General features: G+C 71.7%; 16 protein-coding genes. 13 read left to right on the top strand and 3 right to left on the bottom strand.

From position 1 onward, the window contains the following. Nucleotides 1-139: 139 nt before the first annotated feature. The 9 genes from SHK17_RS01865 (at nt 140) to SHK17_RS01905 (ending at nt 10,149) form a co-directional block, all read left to right on the top strand. A complete protein-coding gene (locus SHK17_RS01865; RefSeq protein ID WP_322920888.1) occupies nt 140-1,720 on the top strand; it encodes a sugar ABC transporter ATP-binding protein in 1,581 nt (526 codons plus the stop codon). Continuing rightward, nucleotides 1,713-2,786: an ABC transporter permease gene (locus SHK17_RS01870; RefSeq protein ID WP_322425191.1), complete on the top strand. Its 1,074-nt coding sequence runs from the start codon at nt 1,713-1,715 to the stop codon at nt 2,784-2,786. The genes SHK17_RS01865 and SHK17_RS01870 overlap by 8 nt, the downstream gene beginning before the upstream one ends. Further along, the gene (gene yjfF, locus SHK17_RS01875; protein ID WP_322425190.1) at nt 2,783-3,784 is read left to right on the top strand and encodes a galactofuranose ABC transporter, permease protein YjfF; all 1,002 of its coding nucleotides are present in this window, start codon (nt 2,783-2,785) and stop codon (nt 3,782-3,784) included. The genes SHK17_RS01870 and yjfF overlap by 4 nt, the downstream gene beginning before the upstream one ends. Further along, a complete protein-coding gene (locus SHK17_RS01880; RefSeq protein ID WP_322920889.1) occupies nt 3,781-4,839 on the top strand; it encodes a LacI family DNA-binding transcriptional regulator in 1,059 nt (352 codons plus the stop codon). The genes yjfF and SHK17_RS01880 overlap by 4 nt, the downstream gene beginning before the upstream one ends. A gap of 1 nt (nt 4,840) precedes the next feature. Continuing rightward, on the top strand, nt 4,841-6,574 hold the full coding sequence (gene araB, locus SHK17_RS01885) for a ribulokinase (RefSeq protein ID WP_322920890.1): 1,734 nt from the start codon (nt 4,841-4,843) through the stop codon (nt 6,572-6,574). 1 nt (nt 6,575) lies between these two features. Continuing rightward, on the top strand, nt 6,576-7,253 hold the full coding sequence (locus SHK17_RS01890; RefSeq protein WP_322920891.1) for an L-ribulose-5-phosphate 4-epimerase: 678 nt from the start codon (nt 6,576-6,578) through the stop codon (nt 7,251-7,253). A gap of 59 nt (nt 7,254-7,312) precedes the next feature. Then, complete coding sequence (gene araA, locus SHK17_RS01895; RefSeq protein ID WP_449867029.1) at nt 7,313-8,824, top strand: L-arabinose isomerase; 1,512 nt, start codon at nt 7,313-7,315, stop codon at nt 8,822-8,824. Between the two features lie 25 nt (nt 8,825-8,849). Further along, nucleotides 8,850-9,854, top strand: coding sequence for an aldo/keto reductase (locus SHK17_RS01900; RefSeq protein ID WP_322425186.1), 1,005 nt, complete (start codon nt 8,850-8,852; stop codon nt 9,852-9,854). A gap of 157 nt (nt 9,855-10,011) precedes the next feature. Beyond that, nucleotides 10,012-10,149 carry a hypothetical protein gene (locus SHK17_RS01905; protein WP_172269198.1) on the top strand — a complete coding sequence of 46 codons (138 nt, stop codon included), beginning with the start codon at nt 10,012-10,014 and terminating at the stop codon, nt 10,147-10,149. Nucleotides 10,150-10,157: 8 nt separating this feature from the next. Here the strand turns inward: SHK17_RS01905 and SHK17_RS01910 are convergent, their stop codons facing one another. Next, entirely contained in the window at nt 10,158-10,349 is a 192-nt protein-coding gene (locus tag SHK17_RS01910; protein ID WP_322922001.1) for a PspC domain-containing protein, read from the bottom strand. Nucleotides 10,350-10,557: 208 nt separating this feature from the next. Between SHK17_RS01910 and SHK17_RS01915 the strand changes: the two genes are divergently transcribed. Continuing rightward, on the top strand, nt 10,558-11,400 hold the full coding sequence (locus tag SHK17_RS01915; protein ID WP_322425184.1) for an alpha/beta fold hydrolase: 843 nt from the start codon (nt 10,558-10,560) through the stop codon (nt 11,398-11,400). 58 nt (nt 11,401-11,458) lie between these two features. Then, entirely contained in the window at nt 11,459-12,040 is a 582-nt protein-coding gene (locus tag SHK17_RS01920) for a TetR/AcrR family transcriptional regulator (protein ID WP_322920892.1), read from the top strand. Nucleotides 12,041-12,069: 29 nt separating this feature from the next. On the opposite strand, the gene SHK17_RS01925 is transcribed toward SHK17_RS01920, so the two are convergent. Then, nucleotides 12,070-12,678, bottom strand: coding sequence for a cold shock and DUF1294 domain-containing protein (locus SHK17_RS01925; RefSeq protein WP_322920893.1), 609 nt, complete (start codon nt 12,676-12,678; stop codon nt 12,070-12,072). Nucleotides 12,679-12,827: 149 nt separating this feature from the next. Continuing rightward, on the bottom strand, nt 12,828-13,589 hold the full coding sequence (locus SHK17_RS01930) for an SDR family NAD(P)-dependent oxidoreductase (RefSeq protein WP_172269214.1): 762 nt from the start codon (nt 13,587-13,589) through the stop codon (nt 12,828-12,830). 100 nt (nt 13,590-13,689) lie between these two features. On the opposite strand from SHK17_RS01930, the gene SHK17_RS01935 reads away from it, so the two are divergent. Both SHK17_RS01935 and SHK17_RS01940 read left to right on the top strand, forming a co-directional pair. Continuing rightward, complete coding sequence (locus SHK17_RS01935; protein WP_322920894.1) at nt 13,690-14,562, top strand: helix-turn-helix transcriptional regulator; 873 nt, start codon at nt 13,690-13,692, stop codon at nt 14,560-14,562. A gap of 840 nt (nt 14,563-15,402) precedes the next feature. Next, a complete protein-coding gene (locus SHK17_RS01940; RefSeq protein ID WP_322920895.1) occupies nt 15,403-16,935 on the top strand; it encodes a hypothetical protein in 1,533 nt (510 codons plus the stop codon). The last annotated feature ends 295 nt before the right edge of the window (nt 16,936-17,230 follow it).

Here is a 17,230-nt window from a genome sequence, read left to right on the forward strand (position 1 = left end):
CCTCCCGTCACCCGGTCCGACGCACGACGAGGTCGGGTCGGTGACGAGTCCGTGCCGGTGCACCGGGCCCCTCCGCACGTCAGGCCGGGCCCGGTGCGCCGCCCGCGGGAAGCACCCGCAGCAGCCAGAGAGGAACGAGATGACGCAGATGAAGTCGCAGCCGGAGGTCGCCGCCGCCCTGCCAGGTAACGACCGGCAGCCGGTGATCGAGATGCGCGACATCTCCATCACCTTCGGCGCCGTCCACGCCCTCGACAAGGTGTCCCTCCGGCTGTTCCCCGGGGAGGTCCACGCGCTGATGGGCGAGAACGGCGCGGGCAAGTCCACGCTGATCAAGGCCCTCACCGGCGTCTACACGATCGACGCGGGCGAGGTGCTGGTCGAGGGCGAGGAGCACGCGTTCCACTCGCCCGCCGCGGCGCAGGCCGCCGGCATCAGCACCGTCTACCAGGAGGTCAACCTGGTCCCGAACCTGACGGTCGCGGAGAACATGCTGCTCGGCCGCGAGCCGCGGCGCCTCGGCTCCATCAACGTCCGGGAGATGAACCGCCGCGCCCGGCGCACGCTGCTGCACCTCGGCATCGACGTGGACCCCCGCACGGTCCTCGACGAGCACCCGATCGCCGTCCAGCAGCTCGTCGCCATCGCGCGCGCCGTCGACGTGGAGGCCAAGGTCCTCATCCTCGACGAGCCCACCTCCAGCCTCGACGCCGACGAGGTCGAGAAGCTCTTCACCGTCATGCGCCGGCTCCGCGCGGAGGGCGTCGCGATCGTCTTCGTGTCGCACTTCCTCGACCAGATCTACGAGATCGCCGACCGCATGACGATCCTGCGCAACGGCCGCCTCGTCGAGGAGCGCATGGTCGCCGACACCCCGCAGCTCGAGCTCGTACGCCTGATGATCGGCCGCGAGCTCGAGACGCTCGAGCGGCTCGACCGCGAGTCGCCCAACACCGACGCCGAAACCGGTACGCCGCTGCTGAAGGCCGTCGGCCTCGCTCGCAAGAACACGTTGGAGGCCACCGACCTGGAGCTCTTCGAGGGCGAGGTCGTCGGCATCGCCGGCCTCCTCGGCTCCGGGCGCACCGAGCTCGCCCGCCTGCTCTTCGGCGCCGACACCGCCGACACCGGCGAGCTGACCTTCCGGTCCCAGCGTCGCCGGCTGCGCAGCCCGCGCCACGCCATCGACCGCAAGATCGCCTTCTCCAGCGAGGACCGCAAGGCCGAGGGCGTCGTCGGCGACCTCACCGTCGCCGACAACATGCTCCTCGCCCTGCAGGCCTCGCGCGGCTGGCTCCGCCCGATCCCGCTGTCGACGCGCACCCGGCTGGTCAAGGAGTACATCGAGGCGCTCGACATCCGCCCCGCCGACCCGACCGCCCTGATGCGCAACCTCTCGGGCGGCAACCAGCAGAAGGTGCTGCTCGCCCGCTGGCTCATCACCCAGCCCGAGATCCTCATCCTCGACGAGCCCACCCGCGGCATCGACATCGGCGCCAAGGCGCAGATCCAGGCCAAGGTCGCCGAGCTCTCCGCGCAGGGGCTGTCGGTGGTGTTCATCTCCGCCGAGCTGGAGGAGGTCCTCCGGCTCAGCGACCGGCTGGTCGTGATGCGCGACCGCCGCAAGATCGACGAGCGGACCAACCACGACGTCAGCGTCCGCGACGTCCTCGAGATCATCGCGGGCGAGGCCCGCACGCAGGAGGAGTCCCGTGCCTGAGTCCCCGACCCTCGCCCAGCGCGTGCTGCGGCACCAGCTGCTCTGGCCGGTCCTGGCCCTGGCGGTCCTGCTGCTCGTCAACGTCGCGGTCAACACCTCGTTCCTCGACATCCGGATGCAGGACGGCCACCTCTACGGCAACGTCGTCGACATCCTGCGCAACAGCGCGCCGGTGATGCTGGTCGCGCTCGGCATGACCCTGGTCATCGCCACCCGCGGCATCGACCTCTCGGTCGGCGCGATCGCCGCCATCGCCGCGGCCGTCGCCTGCACCCGCATCATCAACGCCGGCGACGAGGCCGCGCTGAGCACCGCCGTGATGGCGATGACCTACGCCGTCGTCGTCTGCATCGTGCTCGGCGCGTGGAACGGGTTCCTGGTCTCGGTGCTCGGCATCCAGCCGATCATCGCGACGCTGATCCTCATGGTCGCCGGCCGAGGCATCTCGATGGCGATCACCGACGGGCAGATCACCACCGTCAACAACCCGTGGTTCAGCGACCTCGCCTCCGGCTTCGTGCTGACGCTGCCGCTCGCGTTCCTCGTCGCGGTCGGCATGCTGCTGTTCACCGCGGCGCTGACCCGCCGTACGGCGCTGGGCATGCTGATCGAGTCGGTCGGCATCAACCCCGAGGCGAGCCGGCTCGCCGGCGTCCGGGCCCGCACGATCATCTGGACCGTCTACGCCTTCTCCGGCCTCTGCGCCGGGATGGCCGGCCTGGTGATCGCCGCCAACACCAACTCGGTCAACGCCAACAGCCTCGGCCTGTGGATCGAGCTCGACGCCATCCTCGCCGTCGTCATCGGCGGCACGTCGCTGATGGGTGGCCGCTTCTCACTGGCCGGCACGTTCATCGGCGCGATCTTCATCGCGACGCTGACCCGCACCATCCCCAACATCGGGATCCCGTCGGAGGTCAACTACCTCTTCAAGGCGGTCGTCGTCATCGCCGTGTGCCTCCTCCAGTCGCCCAAGGCGCGCGGCCTCCTGCGCGTACGCCGACCGGGCGGCCCGACCCCGGGTGCCCCGACCCCCGTCCTCGCGAAGGCAGGTTCCGCAGCATGAGCGCCGTCACCGTCCCCACCGAGTCGACGTGGGACCGCGTCCGGACCTACCGACCGCCCCACCGCTACCTGCCGATCATCGCCACGGCCGCACTGTTCATCGGGCTCTTCGGCGTCGGCGGCCTGCGCTACGAGGGGTTCTCCGACCCGCAGGTGCTGCTGAGCCTGCTCATCGACAACGCCTTCCTCATCGTGCTCGGCGTCGGGATGACGTTCGTCATCCTCACCGGCGGCATCGACCTGTCGGTCGGCTCCGTGGTCGCGCTGTCGACGATGATCGCCGCCAAGACCCTCGAGATGGGCTGGTCGCCCTACGCCTCCATCGGCGCGGTGCTCGCCACCGGCACCGTCCTCGGCCTGCTCATGGGCCTGCTCATCCACTACTTCGACATCCAGCCCTTCATCGCGACACTGGCGGGGCTGTTCCTGGCGCGCGGGCTGACCTACCTGATCAGCGTCGAGTCCATCTCCATCAAGGACCCGACCTTCATGGACCTCGCCTTCCGCACCCTCTACATCGGCGACTACTACCTCCGCTGGACCGCGGTCATCGCGCTGGCCACGGTCGTCGTCGCGGCGTACGTCCTGGCGCGCACCCGCTTCGGCCGCACGGTCTACGCCATCGGCGGCAACGAGGCGTCGGCGATGCTGATGGGGCTCCGGGTGGCGGCGACCAAGGTCGGCGTCTACGTCATCAGCGGCTTCTGCGCCTCGCTCGCCGGCCTGCTCTTCGCGCTCTACATCCTCTCCGGCAACAGCCTGCACGCGATCGGCATGGAGCTCGACGCCATCGCCGCCGTCGTCATCGGCGGCACGCTGCTCACCGGCGGCCGCGGCTACGTCGTCGGCTCGCTCCTCGGCGTGCTGGTGCTCGGCATCATCAAGACGCTCATCTCCTTCGACGGCACCCTCAGCTCCTACTGGATCCGGATCATCACCGGCCTGCTGCTCCTCGCCTTCGTCGTCGTGCAGCGCTTCGCCACCAGGCGCCAGGCATGACCGACGTCGTCCCGCGGCCCGACGCCGACCCCCAGCGCAGGCGTACGCCGGTCATGGCCGACGTCGCCCGGCTGGCCGGCGTCTCGCACCAGACGGTGTCCCGCGTCGTCAACGGGCAGGACAACCTGCGACCCGCCACCCGGGAGAGGGTCGAGGAGGCGATCCGCCAGCTCGGCTACCGGCCCAACACCGCGGCCCGCGCGCTGGTCACCCGCCGCTCGGCCACGATCGGCGTCATCGGCTCCAAGAGCGGCTACTGGGGACCCTCGACCGTGCACCGCACGATCCAGGCCGCCGGCCGCGAGGCGGGCTACTTCGTCAGCTCGGTCAACCTGCAGAGCCTCACCCGCAGCGAGCTCGTCGACGCCATCGACCACCTGCGCGACCAGGGCGTGGAGGGCATCGTCCTCATCTCCGCCACCGACGAGGCGGTCGAGGTGGCGCGCGCCCAGGAGCACCTCGGCACCCCGGTCGTGGTCGTCGAGGGCGACCCGGACCGCACCCACTGGACGGTCGGCGTCGACCAGGTCGCCGGCGCCGAGCTCGGCACCCAGCACCTCATCGACCTCGGGCACACCGACATCGTCCACCTCGCCGGCCCGCAGGAGTGGACCGAGGCGCGGGCCCGGCTGCACGGCTGGCGCACCGCGATGTACGCCGCCGGGCTGAGGCCCTCGGAGCACGTGACCGGCGACTGGTCGGCCGCCAGCGGCTTCGAGGCCGGGCAGCGGATCGCGGCCCGCGAGGACGTCACCGCGGTGTTCTGCGCCAACGACCAGATGGCCCTCGGCCTGCTGCGCGCCCTCAGCGAGTCCGGCCGCACCGTGCCGGACGGCAGGCGCGGCGTCAGCGTCGTCGGCTTCGACGACATCCCCGAGGCGCCCTACCTCGTCCCGCCGCTCACGACCGTGCGGCAGGACTTCCAGGCGGTCGGCCGCCGGGCCATCGAGATCCTCCGCGCCGCCCTGTCCGGCGACCCCGCGCCGGGTCGCCTGATCAACCCCGAGCTCGTGGTGCGCGCCAGCAGCGCCGCACCCGTCGAGAGGAAGCACTGACATGCCCGACGCACCCACCGGCCAGCCCGACGAGCACTACGTCGTCGGCGTCGACTACGGCACCCTGTCCGGCCGCGCGGTCGTCGTCCGCGTCTCCGACGGGGCCGAGCTCGGCACCGCGGTGCACGCCTACCCCCACGCCGTGCTCGAGCGGTCGCTGCCCTCGCACCTCGCCGGCAGCGAGCGGCGGCTCCCGCCGGAGTGGGCGCTGCAGGTGCCCGAGGACTACCGGGAGGTTCTCAAGGTCGCCGTCCCGGCCGCGCTCGCCGCGTCCGGCGTCGACCCGGCCCGGGTCATCGGGATCGCCACCGACTTCACCGCCTGCACGATGGTCCCGACGCTCGGCGACGGCACCCCGCTCAACGAGGTCGACGGCCTGCAGGACCGCCCGCACGCCTATGTGAAGCTGTGGAAGCACCACGCCGCCCAGGGCCAGGCCGACCGGATCAACCAGCTCGCCCGCGACCGCGGCGAGGCGTGGCTGCCGCGCTACGGCGGGCTCATCTCCTCGGAGTGGGAGTTCGCCAAGGGCCTCCAGCTGTTCGAGGAGGACCGCGAGCTCTACGACCGGATGGAGCACTGGGTCGAGGCCGCCGACTGGATCGTGTGGCAGCTCTGCGGCGACTACGTCCGCAACGCCTGCACCGCCGGCTACAAGGGCCAGCTGCAGACGTTCGACGGCCAGGACGCCGCCTACCCCTCGACCGCCTTCCTCGGCGAGCTCGCCGACGGCTTCGAGGCCTTCGTCGCCGACAAGGTCGAGCACCCGATCGGCCGGCTGGGGGAGCGGGCCGGCACGCTCACCGCCGAGGCTGCGGGGTGGACCGGGCTGCCCGAGGGCATCGCGGTGGCGGTCGGCAACGTCGACGCCCACGTCAGCGCCCCCGCCGCGCAGGCCGTCGGCGCCGGTCAGATGGTCGCGATCATGGGCACCTCGACGTGCCACGTGATGAGCGCCGAGGTGCTGCGCGAGGTGCCCGGCATGTGCGGGGTCGTCGACGGCGGCATCGTCGAGGGTCTGTGGGGCTACGAGGCCGGCCAGAGCGGCGTCGGCGACATCTTCGGCTGGTTCGTCGACCACGGCGTGCCGGCCTCCTACACCGAGGCGGCCGCTGCCGCTGGTGAGTCGGTGCACGAGCACCTCACCCGCCTCGCCGGGGAGCAGGAGATCGGCGAGCACGGCCTGGTCGCGCTCGACTGGCACTCCGGCAACCGCTCGGTGCTCGTCGACCACGAGCTGTCCGGGCTCGTCGTCGGCCAGACCCTCGCCACCCGCGCCGAGGACGTCTACCGTGCCCTGCTCGAGGCCACCGCCTTCGGCACCCGGGTCATCGTCGAGACGTTCCGCGACAGCGGCGTGCCGGTCGAGGAGTTCATCGTCGCCGGCGGGCTGCAGAAGAACGCGCTGCTCATGCAGATCTACGCCGACGTCACCCGCCTGCCGCTCTCGGTCATCGACTCCGACCAGGGCCCGGCCCTCGGCTCCGCCATCCACGCAGCCGTTGCGGCGGGCGCCTACGACGACGTGCCGGCCGCGGCCAAGCAGATGGGCAAGGTCCGCCGCCACGTCTTCGTGCCCGACGAGGCGCGCGCCGCGGCGTACGACGAGCTGTTCGAGCAGTACGTCGCGCTGCACGACCACTTCGGCCGCGCCACCACCACCATGCGCCGGCTCAAGGCGATCCGCCGCGACGCGGTGGCCCGCCGCGCGGCCGCGACCGAGGGGAGCCGCTGAGATGACCGCCGTCTCCGACGTCACCGACACCATCTCGGCGCTGCGCCGCGAGGTGTGCGCGCTGCACGAGCAGCTCACCCGCTACCAGCTCGTCGTGTGGACCGCGGGCAACGTGTCGGCGCGGGTGCCCGGGCACGACCTGCTCGTCATCAAGCCGAGCGGGGTGTCCTACGACGACCTCACGCCCGACAACATGGTCGTCTGCGACCTCGACGGCCGGGTCGTCGAGGGCGAGCACGCGCCGTCCTCGGACACCGAGGCCCAGGCCTACGTCTACCGCGAGATGCCGCACGTCGGCGGCGTGGTGCACACCCACTCGACCTACGCCACGGCGTGGGCGGCGCGGGGCGAGGCGGTGCCGTGCGTGCTGACGATGGGCGCCGACGAGTTCGGCGGCGAGATCCCCGTCGGGCCGTTCGCGATCATCGGCGACGACTCGATCGGCCGCGGCATCGTCGACACGCTCCGCGACAGCCGCTCGCCCGCGGTGCTCATGCGCAACCACGGCGTCTTCACCATCGGCCCCACCGCCCGTGCGGCGGTCAAGGCGGCCGTGATGTGCGAGGACGTGGCGCGCACCGTCCACGTCGCGCGCCAGCTCGGCAAGCCCGTGCCGGTCGCGCAGCACCACGTCGACGCCCTGTTCGACCGCTACCAGAACGTCTACGGCCAGCGCTGACCGCGCCGGACACCCACCGACCTGTGCCGCCACGAGCGGTGCGACCACCGAGGAGACCCATGAGCATGACGTCCAGCCCCGTCCCCGAGGTCTGGTTCCTCACCGGGAGCCAGTCCCTCTACGGGCCCGAGACCCTCGACCAGGTGGCCGAGCAGTCGCGGGGGATCGCCGAGCGTCTCGCCGAGGTCGCCGACCTGCCGGTCTCGGTGGTGTGGAAGCCCGTGCTCCTCGACGCCGGCTCGATCCACCGCCAGATGCTCGAGGCCAACTCCGACCCCTCGTGCGTCGGCGTCGTCGCGTGGATGCACACCTTCTCGCCGGCCAAGATGTGGATCGCCGGCCTCGACGCGCTGCGCAAGCCGCTGCTGCACCTGCACACCCAGGCGGGCATGGAGCTGCCGTGGTCGAGCATCGACATGGACTTCATGAACCTCAACCAGGCCGCCCACGGCGACCGGGAGTTCGGCTACATCCAGTCGCGGCTCGGGGTGGCCCGCAAGACCGTCGCCGGCCACGTCGAGTCGCCGGTCGTCGCCGAGCGCATCGCCCGCTGGACCCGCGCGGCCATCGGTCGGCACGAGCTGGCGCACCTCAAGCTGGCGCGCTTCGGCGACAACATGCGCGACGTCGCGGTCACCGAGGGCGACAAGGTCGAGGCGCAGCTGCGCTTCGGCGTCTCGGTCAACACCTACGGCGTCAACGACCTCGTCGCGGTCGTCGACGCGGTCTCCGACGCCGACGTCGACAAGCTCGTGATCGAGTACGCCGACACGTACGCCGTCGCGCCCGAGCTGCTGCCAGGTGCCGAGCGGCACGACTCGCTGCGCTACGGCGCGCGGATCGAGCTCGGCCTGCGCGAGTTCCTCACCGCCGGCGGCTTCGGCGCGTTCACCACCAACTTCGAGGACCTCGGCGGCCTGCGGCAGCTGCCGGGCCTGGCCGTGCAGCGGCTGATGGCCGACGGCTACGGCTTCGGCGGCGAGGGCGACTGGAAGACCTCGGTGCTCCTGCGCGCCACCAAGACGATGGCGGGCGGACTGCCCGGCGGCACGTCGTTCATGGAGGACTACACCTACCACCTGGTCCCGGGCGAGGAGAAGATCCTCGGCGCCCACATGCTCGAGGTCTGCCCGACCATCACCACGCAGCAGCCCACGCTCGAGGTGCACCCGCTCTCGATCGGCGGCCGCGAGGACCCGGTGCGGCTGCGCTTCACCGCCGACCCCGGCCCGGCGGTCGTGGCCGGCCTGTCCGACCTCGGCGACCGCTTCCGCCTGACGGTCAACGAGATCGACGTCGTCGAGCCCGACGAGGCGCTGCCGCAGCTGCCCGTCGCGTGCGCGGTGTGGGAGCCGCGCCCCTCGCTGTCGACGTCGGCCGAGGCCTGGCTGATGGCCGGCGCCCCCCACCACACGGTGCTGTCCAAGGCGGTCGACGCCGAGGTGCTCGAGGACTTCGCCGAGATGACCGGCACCGAGATGGTCACCATCGACGCCGACACCACGCCCCGCAGCTTCCAGCGCGAGCTGCGCTGGAACGCCGCCTACCACCGCCTCGCCCAGGGCCTCTGAGCCCGGGTCTGTGAGAATCGAGGACATGTCGCAGATGGAGCACCGCACTCTCGGAAGGACCGGCCGCGAGGTCTCGGTCGTCGGCCTGGGCACCTGGCAGCTGGGTGCCGACTGGGGCGAGGTCAGCGAGGACGACGCCCGCGCGGTCCTCGAGGCCTCGGCCGAGGCCGGCGTCACGTTCTACGACACCGCCGACGTCTACGGCGACGGCCGCAGCGAGCAGCTCGTCGGCCGCTTCGTCGCGGCCCACCCGGACGCCGGCTTCACCGTCGCCACCAAGATGGGCCGCCGCGCCGAGCAGGTCCCGGCCAGCTACGTCGAGGCCAGCTTCCGCGAGTGGCTCGACCGCTCGCGCACGAACCTCGGCGTCGACACCATCGACCTCGTGCAGCTGCACTGCCCGCCCAGCGAGGTCATCGACGCCGACGAGACCTACGACGTGCTCGACCGCCTCGTCGAGGACGGCGTGATCGCGGCCTACGGCGTCAGCGTCGAGACCGCCGCGCAGGCGCTGAGCGCCATCGCCCGGCCGCACGTCGCCAGCATCCAGATCATCCTCAACGCCTTCCGGATGAAGCCGCTCGACGAGGTGCTGCCGGCGGCCGCCGCCGCAGGTGTCGGCATCATCGCCCGCGTGCCGCTCGCCTCAGGCCTGCTGTCGGGCAAGTACGACCTCGACACCTCGTTCGCGGAGGACGACCACCGCAACTACAACCGCGACGGCAGCGCCTTCGACGTGGGGGAGACGTTCTCCGGCGTCGACTACGCGACCGGTGTCGAGGCGGCGCAGGAGTTCTCCGCGCTCGTCTCCGACGCCGGGCTGTCCGACGTCACGCCGGCGCAGGCCGCGATCGCCTGGGTCTGCCAGCAGCCCGGCGTCTCGACGGTCATCCCGGGCGCCCGCAACGTCGACCAGGCGGCGTCCAACGCGGCTGCCGGCCAGGTCGGCGAGCTGCCCGCGTCGTTCCTCGACGGGGTGGCCGAGCTCTACGACCGGAGGATCCGGGCGCAGGTCCACGGCCGCTGGTAGGCGTACGTTCACGCGGACCTGTGGTCCACGCACCTCCTCTGACCCCGAGCCGGGGCCAGCCGTCGCCGGTTTGCCCCGGCTCGTTCGACGAACGACCCGTCGCTGGCGCCAGTGGCTACGAACAACCACCAGGAGACAGCCGACGGAAGGCCAGGCCATGTGGGACACCGTGCAGACCAACGACGTGCACCTGTCGCACGACATGCCCTGCGCGCGCTGCGGACATGACGCCCACACGTTCCTCCCGTGCGGCACCGACTGCGCCTGCGCCCACGTCATGCCCGGGCGCGGCTGACGTCAGGGTCAGGTGTCCTTGGGCATGACGATCCACCCGATGAGGTAGGCGATCTCGCCCGCTCCCACGAGGCCGAAGATCACGAACCCGAGGCGGACCAGGCCCCGCGAGATCCCGAACCTGTCTGCGAGGCCGGCGCAGACCCCGGCGATCCATCTGCCCTGACGGGGGCGCACCAACCGTGAAGTAGCCATAGCCATCCCTAGCGTGCCGCGCCGGCACCCGCAAGAGCCGGGGCCTTGGCGGCCGACGAGGCGGCGGTTCGTCGTCGGCTCGTCGCCCACGCGTCAACCGCTGGACGCCCCGAGCCGCCACGATGGGCGTTGACAAGGGGAACGACCGTTCTCTACAGTCGAGGAACGGAGAACGTTCGTTCTCCACCAGGCAACCAGGAAGAGGGCGAGACGCATGGGCACCATCACCGTCGGCACCGAGAACTCCACCGACATCGAGCTGCACTACGAGGACCACGGCAGCGGCCAGCCGGTCGTGCTGATCCACGGCTACCCGCTCAACGGCGACAGCTGGGAGCTGCAGTCGCGCGAGCTGATCGATGCCGGCTACCGCGTCATCACCTACGACCGCCGCGGCTTCGGCGGCTCCTCCAAGGTCGGCGTGGGCTACGACTACGACACGTTCGCCGCCGACCTCAACACCCTCCTCGAGGAGCTCGACCTGCGCGACGTGGTCCTCGTCGGCTTCTCCATGGGCACCGGCGAGCTGGCCCGCTACGTGCGGCAGTACGGCACCGAGCGCGTCGCCAAGCTGGCCTTCCTCGCCTCGCTGGAGCCCTTCCTGGTCGAGCGTGACGACAACGAGGGCGCCGTCCCGCAGGACGTCTTCGACGGCATCGTCGAGGCCGCCCGCACCGACCGCTACGCGTGGTACACGCAGTTCTTCAAGGACTTCTACAACCTCGACGAGAACCTGGGCTCGCGGATCAGCGAGGAGGTCGTCCGCGGCAGCTGGGCCACCGCCGTCAGCAGCGCGCCGATCGCGGCGTACGCCGTCGTACCGGCCTGGCTCGAGGACTTCCGTCCGGACGTCGAGGCGGTGCGCGACGCAGGCCTGCCCACGCTGATCCTGCACGGGACCGCCGACAACATCCTGCCGGTCGACGTCACCGGTCGCCGGTTCCGGGAGCTCGTGCCCGCCGCGGAGTACGTCGAGATCGAGGGCGCCCCGCACGGCCTGCTGTGGACGCACGCGGCGGAGGTCAACGAGTCGCTGCTGAAGTTCGTCCAGGGCTGACGCCTCGACGACGCCCGGCTGGAGAACACGCGTTCTCCGGCCGGGTAGAGTCATGGTCATGGCGGGAGACAGCGTGCGCGAGCGGGTCGTCGACGCGGCGGACCGGCTGTTCTACGGCCGGGGCATCACCAGCGTCGGCATGGACGCCGTGCGGGACGGCTCCGGGGTCTCGCTCAAGGCCATCTACAAGGAGTTCCCCTCCAAGGAGGACCTGGTGCTCGCCGTGCTCGGACGCCGGCACCAGATGTGGACCACCGGCGTCGAGGGAGCCGTCGAGCGCATCGACGACCCGCGCGAGCGCCTCCTCGCGATGTACGACCACCTGGCCGACTGGTTCGGCGACAGCGACTTCCGCGGGTGCGGCTTCATCAACGCCTTTGGCGAGCTCGGCGGGGCCAGCCCCCGCATCGCCGACGCGGTCCGCGAGCACAAGCGGTCCTTCCAGGCGTACGTCGACCGCCTCGTCGCCGACGCAGGAGCACCGGCAGCCCTCGGTCCCCAGCTGGCCATCCTCGCCGAAGGCGCCCAGACCACCGCCGCGATCTCCGGGGTGCCGGACGCGGCCGGCGTCGCCCGGGCAGCGGCTCGGACCCTGATCGACGCCGCGATGTCGGACCACGGCGCGGTCGGCCGGGCCTGAGGGCTGACCCGATCGTCGCGGACGCCCTGTCAGAGCAGGGTGTCTGACCCACCGGCGACGAACCAGGCGAGCGCCGCGCAGTTGGCGACGACCGTCACCCAGAAGATCCTCCGGAACGGCTGCTTGACCGTCTTGTGGCGCAGGACCCGTCGGGCGACCAGCGCTCCCGGCCAGCCGCCCACCAGTCCCACCAGGTGGAGCGTGGACTCGGCCGTGCGCCACCTGCCCTGCCGGGCCGCGGACTTGTCGGCGGCGTACACCAGGAATGCGACTGCGCTGAGCAGGCCGTACGCCGCCAGCACCAGGAGCGGCAGCTCGTCCAGCGCGGCGAGACCGAGCAGCAGCAGGAAGAACAGCGTCGCGACGGTGACCGCCCCAGCAGTCCCGGTGACGGACAGGCGGGTTGGTGCGGCGCCTCGGTATCGCACCTCGGCGGCGCGCGCCCTGTCGCTCTCGTCGCGCACCTCGACGTAGGTCACCTCGCTGCCGTCGGCGGGTCGTCGACCACCGGGGAACGCACTCACGTGCACGAACACCCGGGATCCCCCGGCTGCCGGTGAGATGAAGCCGAAGCCCCGGTCGTCCTTCCAGTCGACCAGGGTGCCTTGCCGGCGTCCGCCGCGGTCGTCTGCAGGCATGGTCGGGTCCTCCGGTCGGGTGGGGGGCGTGGGGCGGTGGCGGTCAGGGGTGCCCGACGCCACGGACGAGCACGTGGTGCGCATTCTCGCGTGGGTCCGCCCGGCGTGTGGGTCGATCGCGGAAGTGCTCGCCGCCCCGCCGCCGCCTGCTAACGCGTGGCGGTGATCCCGCCGTCCACGGGGATGACGGCGCCGTGGATGTAGGCCGCCTCGTCGGACACGAGCCACGCGACGGCGTGGGCGATCTCGTCCGGGGTGCCCGGTCGGCCGGCGGGGGTCTGGGCGGTCATCTGGGCGATCACGTCGCCGCTGTCGGCGTTGATGGGTGTCCGGGTGGCACCGGGCGCGACGGTGTTGACCCGCACGCCGCGCGGGCCGAACTCTGCTGCCCAGCTCCGGGCCAGTTGCGCCTCGGCGGCCTTGGTGGCGGAGTAGAAGCCGACGAAGGGGTGTCCCACCGAGGCCATCCAGGACCCGATGACGACGATCGCGCCCGTACCGCGCTCTGCCATCGCAGGAGCGAGCGCCGCCGTGAGCACCTGGGGCGCGCGGACGTTGACGGCCAGGGTCGCCTCGAGGTCGGCGTCAGTCAGGGTGACGGTGTCGACCGCGGGACAGACCGCGGCGTTGTGGATGAGGATGTCGACGCGACCGTCGAGGGCCGCGACCCACTGGGCGGCGAGCTCGCGCAGCGCGGCGGGCGGGGCAGTGAGGTCACCGGCGACGAAGGCAGCGGAGGCGCCGCTGCCCTCGATTCCGGTCACCACCTCGGCGCCGCGTCGGGCGTCGCGGCCGGTGACCACGACGCGAGCCCCGCGAGCCGCGAGCTGATGGGCGATGGCGGCGCCGATGCCGCTGGTGGAGCCGGTGACGACAGCGGTCCGGCCGGAGAGGGAGGTGGGGTGGGTCATGCGAGCAGTCCACCCGCCCGGCCGGTGCCGCACCAGTGCGAGCGGTGCCGGGGCACGGCATGACCACGTCCGGAGCGCGGTGGGTCCGTAGGCTCGCGATGTGCCTACCGATCGATCCGCGCTGGGGGCGTTCCTGCGCTCGCGTCGCGACCGACTGAGCCCCTCGCAGGCCGGCATCACGGCGTTCCCCGGCCCGCGGCGGGTCCCGGGCCTGCGCAAGGAGGAGCTGGCGCACCTGGCCGGCCTCAGCACCGATCACTACAGCCGTCTCGAGCAGGGTCGCCAGCACACCGTGTCCGACGACGTCGTCCGTGCGCTCAGTCGGGCGCTGCAGCTCGACGCGGTCGAGCGTGCCCACCTGCGAGACCTGGCCGCGCCGATGAACCGACCGGGCAACGTGTGGGAGGTGGCGCAGCGCCCCGATCCCGGTCTGCTGCGCGTGATGACCGCCATGGACCGCGTCCCCGTGCTCCTCCTGGGACGTCGCTCCGAGATCCTCGCGTGCAACGCACTCGTGCGCGCTGTCCTCGGCCCCGAGATCGTGCCGGGAGCGGTGTTCATGCGCTGGCTCTTCCTCGACCACCGGTCCCGGCTGCGGATCGAGAACTGGACCGACTACGCGGCGGCCGCGGTCGGCGCGCTGCGGTACGAGAAGGGCCGTCACCCGTCGGACGGCCTCCTCGCGGCCCTGGTCGACGAGCTGCGCGCCGCGGACCCGGACGTCGCCCGGTGGTGGGACGACCACGGCGTCACCGACCGCACGTCCGTCGACAAGCGCATCGCGCACCCCGCGGTCGGCCCCCTCCGCTTCGGCATCGAGGCGCTCACCTCACCGCACGATCCTGAGCAGCGCCTGGTGGTCTACACCGTCGAGCCCGACTCGCCGACCGCGCGGACGTTGCCAGCGCTGGCCTCGTGGGAGCTCGGCGAACTGGATCCACTCCAGTCGCCGGCCATGCGCCATCCGCAGTGAGGTCGAGCTCGGCGCGGATTGCGAGGGATGGGGGAGGCGGATTGACGCACCCATTGTGGTAGATCCGATTGAACCTGCACGCTCGGCGGCGTCTGAGCGGCGTCCCTCACGTCGCGCTGCTCGCTAACGGCGTGAACCTGTGCTCCGCTCGCGTCGTGTTCGGCCATGCGCCCGAGCATGGCGGGCAACTCTGACAGCGAAGCCGGGTGCTCGATGTCCCCGACCGGAACCTGGGGTCCCGCCGCCCGACAGCCGGACACCCTCGGCGTCTGTCCCGTCGTGGCAATCGACGGCGCCGGGCGTGCCGCCTACATGTACTGGCACCAGCGACGCCTCTCCATCCGGCGGAGCGACCCCGACGGACGGTGGCACGAGCCGTGCGTCCTCACCGACCGCGCCAGCGATCCGTTCGACTCCGACGAGGACTCCGGCGACGTCGCGCCAACGGCCGCGGCGACGCCGTCGTCGTTCACCGCATCACCGACGGCACCCCCAACTGTGGGCCCGTCACAAGCCCGCCGGACAGCCGTGGATCGAACCAATCGAAGTGACCGCCGGAGCCACCGGCCGGCAACGCGCCTTCCGCGTTGCCATCGGACCGAGCCGCGACGTCGCCATCGCCTGCGTGAGGCCCAAGTTCAAGCAGATAGACCTCGTCTCCATGGCCCCGGCACACTGGACCACGCCCGGGCAGCCGCCGTAGCAGACACGACTGCGGGCGCAAGCCGGTCGACCCGACGTGAAGTTCCCGGTCCAGGCGGGACTGCAGCCCCGGGCACAGACAGCGCGGGAAGCGCACACTCGACCCATGAACACGAGGCCGCGTCACAACAGAGCGACGTGCTGGGACGCGCGATGAACGGTCGAACCCGTCTCGCCGCGCTCGCCCTGTCTCTGGCTGGACTCGTTGCCGCGCTGGGGGCCTGCAGGTCGAGCGAGCCGCCAGCTCGGACAGCTTCGACCGCGTCGGCCAGTTCCGGCGCCGACACAGGTGTGGCCGAGCCGTTGGAGCCAGTCGACCTGTACGCCTCGACGTCCACTCAGGGCGTCGCGCCGTCCAGCGCTCCCCAGCCATCCGCTCCGTGCCCCACAGGTCTGCCCGGTGCGTGGACGCTCGAGAAGCCGACGACGGTCGCGGGTCGGATCAGTTCCGCGGACTACCTGACACCGACGGACATCATCGTCACCCAGGACGGGACAGCGACGGTCGCCTACCAGGGTGCGGGCCACTTGGCGCGCACCGCGGACGACCCGCCCGCCGCCGACGACCCCATGGACCCATCAGGCGGCCGTGACGAGACGTGGCTGGAGCCGGGCGACGACCACCTGGCAGTCGACGGCAGCAGAACCCAGACGATGGTCATCCGGGAGCCAGTGCGGTTCAACTCGAACACGTTCAGGCAGTTCCACGACCTGGTCGTCGCCGACCGGCCCGCCGGGGGTAGCTGGTCGACCGCCCCGGTGACGGCGCAGGACAAGGAGATCACCGGACGGGTCGACGTGGCCGTCAACGCCTCAGGCGCGGCGGTCCTTGTGTGGTCCCAGAACACGCGCTACCGAGCCATCTACCGGACCGCCTCCGATGCGCCGTGGAGCGGCCCACAGCGCATACCCGCAGCTCGCGCGTACGACTTCGACGTCGACATCGACGACGCAGGCCGCATCGTCCTCGCCTACGACCGCCCCTACGAGAATCCTCCGGGCGTCTACGCGATCCGACGCTCACGCGACGGCCGGTGGACACCCAGCAAACAGCTCAGCGGCCCGGACACCGAGCTGTTTGGCATGGCGTTGAACGCAGACGGGGTGGCCGTGGTCAGCCACGGACCGACTGATGACGGCACGCCCCTCGGCCGCGTGCACACGTCGCGGATGACCGCCGACGGCACCTGGCAGGCACCCGTCCGCCAACCTCACTCCCTCGGACTGCACGGCGTCAGCGTCGACGAGCGCGGGCGCGCGCTCATCGGGGGCTGGGACCGCGGCAGCCTGCGGGGTCGGTGGAGTCGCGCGGACGGCACCTGGCGCCAGTCGTTCAACATCGCAGCCGACGTTGACGACACCCGTCGGTGGGGTCTTGACCCGCACGTGACGGCGAACGGGCGCGGCGACGCGCTCGCCGCATGGGGCACCAAGACGGGTGGCGACGACCTGCGCCTGTGGGCGCGGTTCGCAGCGGCCGGACGCGACTGGACCAAGCCGCAGCGCGTCACACCGACGACCCATCAGCCCACGCGGTTCGACGCCGCCATCGGCGACTGCGGGCACGCCGCCTTCGCATGGGCGACCTCCGGCAAGCCGCCCCAGTTGCACGTCCGGCGAGCCACACCGTCCGACAACACCGGCAGGCCGGGGCAGGTGACGGGACGATGATGCGGAGGCGGACACAGGTTCCTCACGCCGTTCTCGACGCGCACTGGCCCTTCTCGGACGTTCTACGCGTGGGCACTCTGAGGAGGGGTGGACACCCACCCCGGGCAGTCGGGAGGGGCATGCGAGGGGTCAGGTCCTACGTCGTCGTGGTGGCTCTGGCCACCTTGGTCGCGGGGTGCAACAGCGACGAGCGCCGACCGCGCAGTGAACCGGGCTCTCAGGACCCCGAGAGCGGGAGCCAATCCACCCAGGCGCCATCCGCTGAGACCCCATTTGTCGAGGCAGCGTCGCCGGC

It is taken from the genome of Nocardioides renjunii, assembly GCF_034661175.1.
GTDB lineage: Bacteria > Actinomycetota > Actinomycetes > Propionibacteriales > Nocardioidaceae > Nocardioides > Nocardioides renjunii.